The sequence below is a fragment of the Flagellimonas halotolerans genome (assembly GCF_035818535.1).
Classification (GTDB): Bacteria; Bacteroidota; Bacteroidia; order Flavobacteriales; family Flavobacteriaceae; genus Flagellimonas; species Flagellimonas halotolerans.
The window spans coordinates 234,925-245,695 of record NZ_JAYKYV010000006.1 but is presented as its reverse complement, the minus strand read 5'-3'; the positions used below and the strand labels follow the sequence as shown (position 1 = coordinate 245,695).

Below are 10,771 nucleotides of genomic sequence, written 5' to 3'. Positions count from 1 at the left end.
GTGGACAGTCCCTCCTGCAAGATACTTTTTGACATTTACCACCAACAGATCCAAGAGGGGAACCTGATCCCCAACATAGATGCGGCATGGGAAGAGATTGCCTATTTTCAGGTCGGTGACAATCCGGGCAGGAAAGAACCGACCACTGGGGAAATCAATTATCGAAATGTTTTCAAGCATATCCATTCCAAGGGATATACCGGTATCGTGGGAATGGAACATGGCAACTCCGGGGCGGGCAAGCAAGGGGAGCTTGCCGTTATTGAAGCCTATAAAACCAGTGATACCTTTTAATGTGCATTATGAATTCAAATATCACAATTTTAAAAACTATCTGTTCCATTCTAGGTGGTATCGCAATGTGCTTTGGTCAAGATAGGTCAAATTATGCGGAACACCTACCGGGGACAACGGCGACTGTGGAAATGATTGCGATCCCTTCGGGGACATTTCAAATGGGAAGCCCTCAAAACGAACCTGGACGAAAACCGGATGAAGGTCCGGTACGCGAAATCGAAATGAACGGGTTTTGGATGTCAAAACTTGAAATAACCTGGGAGCTGTACAACCTCTTTGTGGAAAGGGCAATTGACGACCTTGATAACGAGAAGAGGGCAGGCGACGTCCAATGGGACACCGATGCCGTATCAGGGGCCACGACCCCATATGTCGACATGAGCTTGGGCATGGGAAGGGAAGAGGGTTTTCCAGCGGTAAATATCACCCAAAGGGCCGCATCCACCTTCTGTGAATGGCTATCGTCCATCACGGGCCATTATTATCGGCTTCCCACAGAAGCGGAATGGGAATATGCTGCCAGGGCGGGAAACAACACCCCATATCACTTTGGAACCGATGCAGCCCAACTGGAGGAATTTGCCTGGTTCAACGAAAACAGTAATGGGAGATACCATGAAGTAGGATCTAAGGAACCAAACCCTTGGGGCCTGCACGACATGTACGGCAATGTTGCGGAATGGACCTTGGACCAATATAATAAAAATGGCTATGCGGATGCCGAAATGCCCTTTGAACCGCCCACAAATGAATATCCAATTTCCATTCGGGGAGGATCATTTAGGGACGGGGCACAAGAGTTGCGCAGTGCATCAAGATTGGCCTCAGACCCTGTTTGGAAACAAAGGGATCCCCAATTTCCCCGCAGTAAATGGTGGTTCACCGATGCCGGTTTTGTGGGCTTTAGGATAGTAAGGCCCTATGCAACACCCAAGAAGGAAGAATTTGAAAACTACTGGATAAAAGATCAATACTGACATTAAAATTGAATAAGATGAACAATAAAAACAATGCCAATACCAAATCTCGAAGAGACTTTATAAAAAGTACTTCCATCGCTTCAGGGGCACTTATCCTGCCATCCTTGAGTACCAATGGAATGATGAACGTTTTTAACGAAAAAAAATTAAAAATCGCCCTGGTGGGCTGTGGAGGTAGGGGAACAGGCGCGGCCAATCAAGCCCTCCAAGCGGATGAACACGTAGAGCTTGTGGCCATGGCCGACCTCTTTGAGGACCAATTGAACTCCAGCTATGGCAATCTATATGATAAATACAAGGATACCGGGAAGATAAACGTAAAAGAGAAGCATAAGTTCGTTGGATTTGATGGATTTAAAAAAGCCATCGATCTGGCCGATGTTGTGATATTGACCACTCCTCCTGGATTTAGACCCTATCACTTCGCCTATGCCATAGAAAACGACAAACATGTCTTCATGGAAAAACCGGTGGCCACCGATGCACCTGGAATTAGAAAGGTACTTGAGGTCGCAAAGCTTGCCGATCAAAAGAAGTTGAACGTTGTGGTCGGTCTACAACGCCATTACCAAGAAAACTATATCAAGACCAACGCACTCATTAAAAATGGTGATTTGGGAAAAATTGTATCGGGCCAGGTCTATTGGAACAGTGAAGGGGTATGGGTACGTCCGAGAAAACCGGAACAGTCCGAACTTGAATATCAAATGCGGAATTGGTATTATTTTAATTGGATTTGCGGTGACCATATCCTCGAACAACATATCCATAATATCGATGTGGCCAATTGGTTCATCGGTGAGTACCCTGTCTCTGCGCAAGGGATGGGCGGTAGAATGGTCAGGAAAGGTCCGGACCATGGTGAGATCTACGACCATCACTTTGTGGAGTTCACCTATCCCAGCGGAGCGGTCATTTCAAGCCAATGCAGGCACCAGCCCGGTACGATGTACAAAGTTGGGGAGGCCTTTCAGCTTACCAATGGTACAGTGATCACCAATGATGCCGGTGTGGCCAAAATCCACGATCTCTCGGGTAAGGAAATACAATCCATAAGCAATCCGATTGGCCATAATCCCTATCAGGAAGAACATTATAAATTATTTGCCTCCATACGGAACAAAGGCGTGATCAATGACGCCGAAAATGGGGCAAAAAGTACCATGACGGCCATTATGGGCCGTATGGCAACCTATGGTGGCAAAGTCATTGAATGGGACGAGGCATTGGCATCGAATCTACAGCTTATGCCTGAGGAATTGGACTGGGATTCCCCAACACCCACAAAACCCAATGGAGAAGGACAATATCCCATACCAATACCGGGACAGACCAAAGTCCTTTAATACATTTGAATAACCACCAAACGCGACCATTGGGAGCCACTTTTTCACTAAAGTGGCTCCCAATACTTTTTGGCAACAACAAACTAAGGAAATAGCAAAAGGAACAGGACAAAAGAAAGGCCGAGTACCTTAGGGAAATGCGAAAGAACGAGCAGGAATACCATCGTGAACTTGCCAAGGATCAAAGGGAATATTACAGGGAACTGAGGAAGCGTGAACTGGAGCACCTTAACGAGTGTCATCACTGTGACCATGGTTTTTACCACAATGACGGCCATTATTACCGGGACGGGGTCTATTATTCCACAAGGACCCGTGCCCCGTTGACCGTGGATGCCGAGCTTGTGCTCCCCAACGGTTCCATACGGGTAAGGCTATAGTGGGCCACCGGCCATGATCCACATAAAATTACAGTGCACAACCCCGATCAGGCAAGCTTGGCCGGGGTTTTCCCCTCTTGTCTCGGGTCGGGTTTCAAGGGTTGTTTGAGGGTCATGACCACCTCCAGACTGTAATGCCCGAACTCTTCGGTCACCGTACCATGGCACAGATAGATACCCTTACCATGGATGGGAGTGGCCGCCATGGTTTGCGGAAAATGCACACAGTCAAAGAAGTGCCCCTTCAGGTCGAGCATGGTGGTAAAACGCATGGTATCCCCTTTGGAGGTGGTATTCAAGCGGGTATGCACCATCGAGCCGTAGATCCATATCTTTTGGTCGGCATGGGCCCCAAAATCATTGGCGTTCAACCGACTCTTTATTTTTGTATCCATCAATTCATAATATCCAAATAGCGGAAAGCCCAAGAGTTCCAATTGGTCATAGGCATCCTCAATGGGATGGGATGGAAGTTGCGGTAATGTAAAATGCCTGTGGTTGGGTTTAAACAGCAGTTTCTGGACAGTATCCTTTCGATGCGACTTGGTCTTGAACAAGGCCTGCCAGAGCAGCTGCTTCTTGGGCACCCCAAAGCCCCGAAAGGCATCGATGCGAACCAAGATCGTCAACTGTTCGATGGCAATAGGGACACGGTCTATAAAATCATCAAAATCCCTGAACTTCCCATAGAGCTGCCTTTCGTTCAAAATGCGTTGGATGACCAAACGTTCCAAACTCCGGAGTTGTCCCAGTCCCAAATAGATGTGCTTGCCATAGATGGTATTGACATGGTCACTGCGGTTGATACAAGGCGGATGGATGACCCCGCCCCACATCTTGGCTTCATGGACATAGAGTTCCGTATCGTAAAACCCTCCCCCATTGTTGAGCACGGCCACCATAAACTCCAAGGGGAAGTAGCATTTCAGGTAAAGGCTCTGGTAGCTTTCCACTGCATAGGAAGCGGAATGCCCTTTGGCAAAGGCATAGCCCGCAAAGCTCTCGATCTGTTCCCAGACCATCTGGGTCAGGGTGGCATCATGTCCCCTTTGTTTGCAGTTATCAAAAAACTTCAACTTTACTATCTGGAATTCCTCCCGGGAACGGAACTTTCCGCTCATCCCCCGTCTCAGCACATCGGCCTCCCCAAGGTCCAGTCCCGCAAAGAGGTGGGCCACTTTCAGTACATCCTCTTGATAGACCATGATCCCATGGGTCTCGGGCATAATCTCCAGTAAAGCGGGATTGGCCTCTTTACGGCGTTCCGGTTCCCGTTCCCTACGGATGTATTCATCCTTCATTCCCGAAGAGGATACCCCGGGACGGATCACGGAGCTGGCCGCCACCAGTCCGAGATAGTCATCGGTCCGTAGTTTCTTCATCAGCCCCCGCATGGCAGGGGATTCCACATAGTAGGCCCCAATGGCCCTCCCCTCGCTCAACAGTCGGTTGATGTTGGCATCCTGCTTCATGACCTCCACGCTCTTGATGTCCAAAAGGGGGGCATCCGGTTGATTTTTCTTAATGACCTCCACCGCCTCTTTGATCTTCGCTAATCCCCGTTGTCCCAAAATGTCGAACTTGAACAGCCCCACATCCTCGGCAATGATCATATCGAACTGCACCGTCGGGAACCCTTTGGGCGGCAGGTTCGTGGCCGAATAATAGTGTTGTGACCGGTCCAAGATCAATATCCCCGAGGAATGCACACTGATATAATTGGGCATCCCATGGATATAGGTGGCGTATTTCAACACCAAACGGGCCAGCTCGTCCAAGGTTCCCTGCTCGTACCGACCTGCACTGAGCTTATCGATTTCCTCGGTGGGCAGACCGAACACCTTGCCCAGTTCCCGTACAGCGGCCCGGTACTTAAAGGTGTTGTAGGTCCCCAAGAGGGCCACATGCTCGAAACGTTCAAAAATATAGGCCGTGACATCATCCCGGTCCCATGTGGAGAAATCAATGTCAAAATCGGGGGGCGAGGCCCTAAAGGGATTGATGAACCGCTCAAAGTACAGATCCAGTTCCATGGGATCCACATCGGTGATCCCAATCAGGTAGGCCACCAGACTGTTGGCCCCGCTGCCCCTGCCCACATAGGGATAGCCCTTGAATCTTGCATAGGAGACGATATCATGATTGATCAAAAAGTAGGACACAAAATCCAACTCTTCGATAATCCCCAATTCCCGTAACATACGCTCTTTGACCTGCTCCGTGGGATGGGCATAGCGCCGGGGCAACCCTTCCAGGGCCAGTTCCCGCAACCGTTCCACATCGGTCTGCTTGGATTCCAAAAAACGGGACTGGTTCTGGGAGACCCTTTCCGTTCCAAACCCAAAGGCAATGGTACAGGAATCCATCAACCGCCGTGTATTCTCCCAGATATGTGGAACATCGGCCAAAGTCTTTTTCAAGGTATCCATATAACGCATGGTATCGGTGGCCCTCCCCTCCTCGGACTGGGGCAGCTTGCTCAGCAGGGTATTGAGTCCAATGGCCCTAAGCAACCGGTGCGTATTGAAATCTTTTTTGTTACGGAAGGTAACGGGCTGCAAAAGCACCAGCTTGTCGGTATAATCCCGATACCTAGAGAAGCGCAGTTTTCGGAGCTCCTCCACCGATACCCCGATATATTCATAAGCCCGGAAGTCCGTCCGTTCCTCTTCCTGTACCTTCTCGAAGGGATAGATGACATGGACATTCTCAAATACTGGGGCCATGGAGGGAATCAGCGTTCCCTTGTGCAGATGCTGGGAAAGAAAGGCGTTGAGCTCCCGAAACCCCTCATTGTTCTGGGCCAGGCCCACAAATTCCTGCACGTTCCCATTGCGAAAATCGATCCCCAAGATGGAGCGTATCCCCTGTTCCTTGGCCAGGCGCACAAAGTTCATCCCCGCCGAGCTGTTGTTGATGTCGGTCAGGGCCAAAGCATCCACACCGCACTTGACGGCCAGTTCCAAGAGTTCCATTTCGGAGAGTACCCCGTAGTTCAGGGAGTAATATGTATGGCTGTTCAGGTACATTATTGCTGTCTATGGGCCAATAAAATGGGCGGTTGTCCATCAAAAGGGTTTCCACCCCTTCCTATGCTGTGGGCACCCATGGCCGAGGCCCGCATCAGACTGGATTCCCCAAAGCGGCTGCGCACGCGGTCCATGGCCTGATAGAGGTTCAGCAGTTTTTCATCATCGGCGAAGAGGTCGATCTGATAATGTCCCCCCACGATATGACTGTAGTTGATCCCAACGAGTCGGATGAGCATCCTACGGTCATAGAGGGAGGCAAAGAGTTCCTTTACCAAGGGTACCAACACATGGTCCGCGGAAGTATAGGGAATCCGTTTCTGCTTCGTATAGGTCTTAAAGTCGCTGTACCGGATCTTGACACTGACACAGCCCGTCATCTTGTTGGCCCGTCTGAGTTGATAGGCCAAGTTTTCCGCCATGGCGAACAGGGTGGTCTCCAGTTTGACCATGTCCGTGGTATCCTTTCCATAGGTCCGTTCCGAGGAGATGGACTTCCGCTCATGAAAAGGCACCAAAGGGGTATTGTCCAGTCCTTGTGCACGCATCCAAATGGTCCGTCCATGTCGGCCAAAGCAACTTTCCAGCATTTCCAAGGGCAGTTCCTGTACCGTCCGGATGGTGGTCACCCCCATATTGGACAGCAGCCCGTAGGTCTTCTCCCCCACCGAAGGCAGTTTACGGATGTGCAAAGGGGCCAGAAATTCCCTTTCAAAGCCAAGGTCTATCTTCATCTGGTTGTTGGGCTTGGCCTCCCCCGTGGCCACCTTGGAGACCACCTTGTTCTGGGACAGTCCAAAGGAAATGGGCAATCCGGTCTCTTTCAAGATCCGTTGCCGCATTTCCGAGGCGTACTTATAGCAGCCAAAAAAGCGGTCCATCCCCGATAGGTCGGCATAGAACTCATCCACACTGGCCTTTTCAAAGACCGGGACACTCTCCTTGATGACCTCGGTCACAGTATCGGAAAACTTCATATAGGTCCCCGCATTGCCCTTGATGACCGTGGCCTCCGGACACAATCTTCGGGCCACCTTCATGGACATCCCCGAGTGCACCCCAAAGCGCCGGGTCTCATAGCTACATGCCGCCACCACCCCACGGTCCCCCAACCCACCGACCAAGAGGGGCCGCTTCATCAGACGACTGTCCAGCAGCCGCTCACAAGAGACAAAAAAAGTGTCAAGATCGAGATGGAGAATGGTGGGCTTCATAATCACATTATGGATTTATTCCAATTTCTGGGAAAAAATCCAAATGTATAAAAAGGGATGGTCCATTTCAAAACTTTAACAATTATGACTATCTTATAACTATAAAAATCCAACCTCAAGATGTGCTACTCGCCACTGAAGCTGTTTCCTCATTGACAATAATCCCCAATGGCACATTCATTAATTTGTGTTCCTTTACCTCTCCACGGGTAGTATAATCAAAACCTTTTTCGATAGATGGCACATAAAGGCCATCATAGACGGTCTTGTTCTCAACGAAACAACCCAAACGGAAAGTTCAAGATAACCTATGTTGCCCTCCAGAGCATCTACTTTAAGAATTGATGATTTACTCCAAGGTAATTTCTTTGAAGGTGAATTGGTCATCACATGCAAATGCCTGTCATTCACTATTGAACGAATACCCTTATTCACCCTTGCGACAAATATATTATTATCCAACCCTTCATTTTTTTTGGAATTTTTATTTTCCTTCAACATCAGGGATAGTTAACTTGCAATTCCCTTGTCCACATAATTTTCTTCAAGGACATTCGTGATTGAGCTAATAACACCTTGTTTCTCTATATTTACTTTCTGATCAGTTGTGGTAAGGCATGACAAAAAAAAGTATACCAAGACCACCGGCATATGAAACAAATAGGGCCGATTTAATTGATTATGAACTTTTGATTATAATGACGGGTTTATTTTGATTGATATTGAATTAATAAATGATACGAGGATAATTATTAAATCTCAACTCATACAACAGAATGCTATCAACGACCCTATTTAGATTTGAATGACTCTAATTTTGATGCGGGTGCATTCGATTAATTAATTTCTTTACCAGAAATGTTAAAACCCAATCGAATCATTGAAGAATTAAAAGATTTACTGGCGAGGACAAAATCAAGTAAAACAATAAACATTTTATGGTAAGCTATTCGGTGAGCATACGCCACCGAAAAGTTGAAAATCCTCATTTTATAGAACTTTCCAGAAGCAGGTTCCAGTGCCTCCCTCAATTGCATGTGTAGGAAAACACTGCGTAGGTAAACATATCAGTACGACTTTAAGACATTTCGAAATGGATCATTGAAACATTTTCAACCGATGTTCCAGTATTTTGGAATACTTTTCTTTCATGTCATTGGAAAGAAAAGAAACCGATATTAAATCCTTCCATTTCTGTTTTGCCCGGAACATGTCCTGAAGTATGGTTTCTATAGTTTTTTCGTTCAATTGCAATCGCTCCTTCGCATAGTAATCCGTAAAGTCCGAGGCTTTCAAATTACTTTTTTTTCCTTTCAGGGTCAATGCGATTTCTTCTTCAGGATTATTGATCGCAATGGAGGAGTTCAACAAATCGTAAGCAGGTGCCAACGTCGTTTTGCCATTCTTTGTAATTAGGGAAAATTTTTTAAGGTGCATATCCTCGTTTCCAGTCACAAAACAATAAACTATCCTTTTGAAAAATTCTAGTTTCTCAACCACTGGAAACGTACAAAATTCTTCGATAACGGGCACCAATTTCTCCATACAGAAACGATACTTGGTATCTCTGGCATTTCCTGTCAATTGGGCAAAACCTTCCGTTGCATATTTTTTTCCCTTACCATATCTGTCAAAACGCTTGATAAAATAGGACAGACTACCGTCTTTGCCATAAACCATACCATGAAAGGGCACATTGATACCAATGACCTTGGCCATTCGCATGGTGAGGTCCTCATTCTCGGGCAATTGGGGGAAAATATCATTTTGGGGTTTTATGATATAAGTCCCAAATTGGTCCACAACTTTAAATTCCTGGTCGACTACGGAAATACTCGCACTCAATTTAGGCTGCACGCCCTGTATGGATAATTTCTTAGCCCTGTTTACCGCCTCTCTCCTCAGTTCCGAAGCTGTATAAGGCAAATCATGTAAGCCGGTTAACTTGGCGGTAATCATTTTGAGCCCTTTCCCACTATATTTTGCCGTACCGCACTGTTCATATGTTATAGGGCACCTATTCATCTTCCATAGGTTCTACAGTTACTGCACCTACCAAATCAGCACCAGTGGCCATCAATTGGGAGAAATAATCCTTGTGGTCAATTTTGGAAATCCTAAGTAGACCTTCCAACATGATACCTTCGGGCAACAAACCTTCAAAAAAGGGAGGGAACCCATCAAAACTGAACTTCTTTTGACCAACGGGCATGGTCAATGAAATTGCCTGACCATTGTAATCATCATCATTAGTAAACCTATACTCCCTTGGAGAGACTTCTGTTAAAACTCCTGCCCTTTTCCCATGGGTATATACCACTGCCTTTCTCATACATTTTCAGTCAATGGGCTTTTAAATTCCACTTCTATATTCAATACCTGAAGTACGGCAAGAATGTTGCTCCAACGAACAGTTTCCTTATTTTTTTCAATATCAAAAACGGTTGTCTTGCCTATACCGGCCAAATTGGCCAGTTCAAGCTGTGTCAGCCCGGCTTTCTTGCGATGTTTTTTTACCATCAAACCTAAATCAATCACATATTACCGTTATAACAGTAAATTTAACGATACTTTACTATTTCTACATCTATACAAAAACAATATTCAAGTATTACCGCTAAAACGGTAATATAATTGGATACTTATCTTTCCAAATATCCATTTGTAAACATTGACCAGAGGCAATACACTGTATAATCGTACTTCCCGCTAAAGATCACTGTTGAACCATTTGTCTATACCAGTTGAACTTGACTAAACTTAGAGGCACTTATGTTTTATACAATATAAATGAAGCCAAAAAATAATATTTCTAATTGATATTCCAATATTTAAGAATGAGGTGGCCTATTCGGTGAGCATAAATTTATGGAAGGCTGGAAAGTTCTTATTTACTGGGATTTCCAGAGGAAGGCTCTAGTGCCTCCAGATTTGCTGATGTCGGGCACGAGTCGCAATCCCTCTTTCAAGGCCTTCTTCAGTAGTTGCATAAAGGTCTTTGTCTTTTTGTTCTCAAAACAGGCGGTCCAGGTACAGCCCATCTAACCATTTCCAAACAGATTGCCCTGATTGGTGGCGTTAAAAGCACATACATCACAGGCACCTGCCTTGGGTACCAAGGTCTTGTCAGCCAAATTAAATGGCCCCCTATTTAGATCAAATGCCCTACTGTCTATCATTCGCTCTTAATTGTTCTCTATATCGATCCTTTTCAGGATCCACGTCAAGATAGAAGTAAAAAACCCAATACTTACCTTAATGAACTTTAAACAGCTCATGGAAAAATTGCCCGACAATCAATTTCTCCGGGGGCACCCGTCCTTTGTCGTGAAACTTGTATGCATAACGGCCGTCCAGCGGAATAAGATTCATCATCGGCGACATCCGAATATCCATTGGGAAGCGTTATAAAGAAACCTGCCTTAAAAGATTGGGGATCGACTAAACAAGTATTCGTCTCCAAAATATTTCAACAACTTATTTTTCAATGCATTGTAAAATATTTGATAACTATTTTTTTTAATA

Annotated in this window: 12 protein-coding genes; 5 read left to right on the top strand and 7 right to left on the bottom strand. The window is 46.2% G+C overall.

The window, feature by feature from the left end; genetic code table 11:
* From VM932_RS09610 to VM932_RS09595, 4 genes are all read left to right on the top strand, one after another.
* A partial coding sequence (locus VM932_RS09610) for a TIM barrel protein (RefSeq protein WP_326278603.1) occupies nucleotides 1-294 on the top strand: 294 nt, incomplete at its 5' end.
* An 8-nt stretch (nucleotides 295-302) separates the two neighbouring features.
* Nucleotides 303-1,274, top strand: a complete 972-nt coding sequence (locus VM932_RS09605; RefSeq protein ID WP_326278602.1) for a formylglycine-generating enzyme family protein — start codon at nucleotides 303-305, stop codon at nucleotides 1,272-1,274.
* A gap of 17 nt (nucleotides 1,275-1,291) precedes the next feature.
* On the top strand, nucleotides 1,292-2,623 hold the full coding sequence (locus VM932_RS09600) for a Gfo/Idh/MocA family protein (RefSeq protein WP_326278601.1): 1,332 nt from the start codon (nucleotides 1,292-1,294) through the stop codon (nucleotides 2,621-2,623).
* A gap of 137 nt (nucleotides 2,624-2,760) precedes the next feature.
* A complete protein-coding gene (locus VM932_RS09595) occupies nucleotides 2,761-3,003 on the top strand; it encodes a hypothetical protein (protein ID WP_326278600.1) in 243 nt (80 codons plus the stop codon).
* Between the two features lie 47 nt (nucleotides 3,004-3,050).
* Here VM932_RS09595 and VM932_RS09590 read toward each other — a convergent pair whose 3' ends face one another.
* From VM932_RS09590 to VM932_RS09560, 7 genes are all read right to left on the bottom strand, one after another.
* The gene (locus tag VM932_RS09590) at nucleotides 3,051-6,032 is read right to left on the bottom strand and encodes a DNA polymerase III subunit alpha (protein WP_326278599.1); all 2,982 of its coding nucleotides are present in this window, start codon (nucleotides 6,030-6,032) and stop codon (nucleotides 3,051-3,053) included.
* Nucleotides 6,032-7,246 (bottom strand): DNA polymerase IV, encoded by a 1,215-nt coding sequence (dinB, locus tag VM932_RS09585; protein ID WP_326278598.1) that lies wholly within the window; start codon nucleotides 7,244-7,246, stop codon nucleotides 6,032-6,034. Before dinB ends, VM932_RS09590 begins: the two co-directional genes overlap by 1 nt.
* 195 nt (nucleotides 7,247-7,441) lie before the next feature.
* The gene (locus VM932_RS09580; protein ID WP_326278597.1) at nucleotides 7,442-7,747 is read right to left on the bottom strand and encodes a hypothetical protein; all 306 of its coding nucleotides are present in this window, start codon (nucleotides 7,745-7,747) and stop codon (nucleotides 7,442-7,444) included.
* A gap of 597 nt (nucleotides 7,748-8,344) precedes the next feature.
* The gene (locus VM932_RS09575; protein ID WP_326278596.1) at nucleotides 8,345-9,205 is read right to left on the bottom strand and encodes a HipA domain-containing protein; all 861 of its coding nucleotides are present in this window, start codon (nucleotides 9,203-9,205) and stop codon (nucleotides 8,345-8,347) included.
* Nucleotides 9,206-9,263: 58 nt separating this feature from the next.
* On the bottom strand, nucleotides 9,264-9,578 hold the full coding sequence (locus tag VM932_RS09570; RefSeq protein ID WP_326278595.1) for a HipA N-terminal domain-containing protein: 315 nt from the start codon (nucleotides 9,576-9,578) through the stop codon (nucleotides 9,264-9,266).
* The gene (locus VM932_RS09565; RefSeq protein WP_326278594.1) at nucleotides 9,575-9,766 is read right to left on the bottom strand and encodes a helix-turn-helix domain-containing protein; all 192 of its coding nucleotides are present in this window, start codon (nucleotides 9,764-9,766) and stop codon (nucleotides 9,575-9,577) included. The genes VM932_RS09570 and VM932_RS09565 overlap by 4 nt, the downstream gene beginning before the upstream one ends.
* A 521-nt stretch (nucleotides 9,767-10,287) precedes the next feature.
* Nucleotides 10,288-10,425 carry a hypothetical protein gene (locus VM932_RS09560; RefSeq protein ID WP_326278593.1) on the bottom strand — a complete coding sequence of 46 codons (138 nt, stop codon included), beginning with the start codon at nucleotides 10,423-10,425 and terminating at the stop codon, nucleotides 10,288-10,290.
* 79 nt (nucleotides 10,426-10,504) lie between these two features.
* Between VM932_RS09560 and VM932_RS16765 the strand changes: the two genes are divergently transcribed.
* A complete protein-coding gene (locus tag VM932_RS16765; protein WP_428979729.1) occupies nucleotides 10,505-10,657 on the top strand; it encodes a hypothetical protein in 153 nt (50 codons plus the stop codon).
* Nucleotides 10,658-10,771: the final 114 nt, after the last annotated feature.

Excerpts from the sequence above, each read along its gene's own strand:
- VM932_RS09605 (WP_326278602.1), top strand. The coding sequence starts at position 303 with ATGAATTCAAATATCACAATTTTAAAAACTATCTGTTCCATTCTAGGT.
- VM932_RS09600 (WP_326278601.1), top strand. The coding sequence starts at position 1,292 with ATGAACAATAAAAACAATGCCAATACCAAATCTCGAAGAGACTTTATA.
- VM932_RS09595 (WP_326278600.1), top strand. The coding sequence starts at position 2,761 with ATGCGAAAGAACGAGCAGGAATACCATCGTGAACTTGCCAAGGATCAA.
- VM932_RS09590 (WP_326278599.1), bottom strand. The coding sequence starts at position 6,032 with ATGTACCTGAACAGCCATACATATTACTCCCTGAACTACGGGGTACTC.
- dinB (WP_326278598.1), bottom strand. The coding sequence starts at position 7,246 with ATGAAGCCCACCATTCTCCATCTCGATCTTGACACTTTTTTTGTCTCT.
- VM932_RS09580 (WP_326278597.1), bottom strand. The coding sequence starts at position 7,747 with ATGTTGAAGGAAAATAAAAATTCCAAAAAAAATGAAGGGTTGGATAAT.
- VM932_RS09575 (WP_326278596.1), bottom strand. The coding sequence starts at position 9,205 with ATGATTACCGCCAAGTTAACCGGCTTACATGATTTGCCTTATACAGCT.
- VM932_RS09570 (WP_326278595.1), bottom strand. The coding sequence starts at position 9,578 with ATGAGAAAGGCAGTGGTATATACCCATGGGAAAAGGGCAGGAGTTTTA.
- VM932_RS09565 (WP_326278594.1), bottom strand. The coding sequence starts at position 9,766 with ATGGTAAAAAAACATCGCAAGAAAGCCGGGCTGACACAGCTTGAACTG.
- VM932_RS09560 (WP_326278593.1), bottom strand. The coding sequence starts at position 10,425 with ATGATAGACAGTAGGGCATTTGATCTAAATAGGGGGCCATTTAATTTG.
- VM932_RS16765 (WP_428979729.1), top strand. The coding sequence starts at position 10,505 with ATGAACTTTAAACAGCTCATGGAAAAATTGCCCGACAATCAATTTCTC.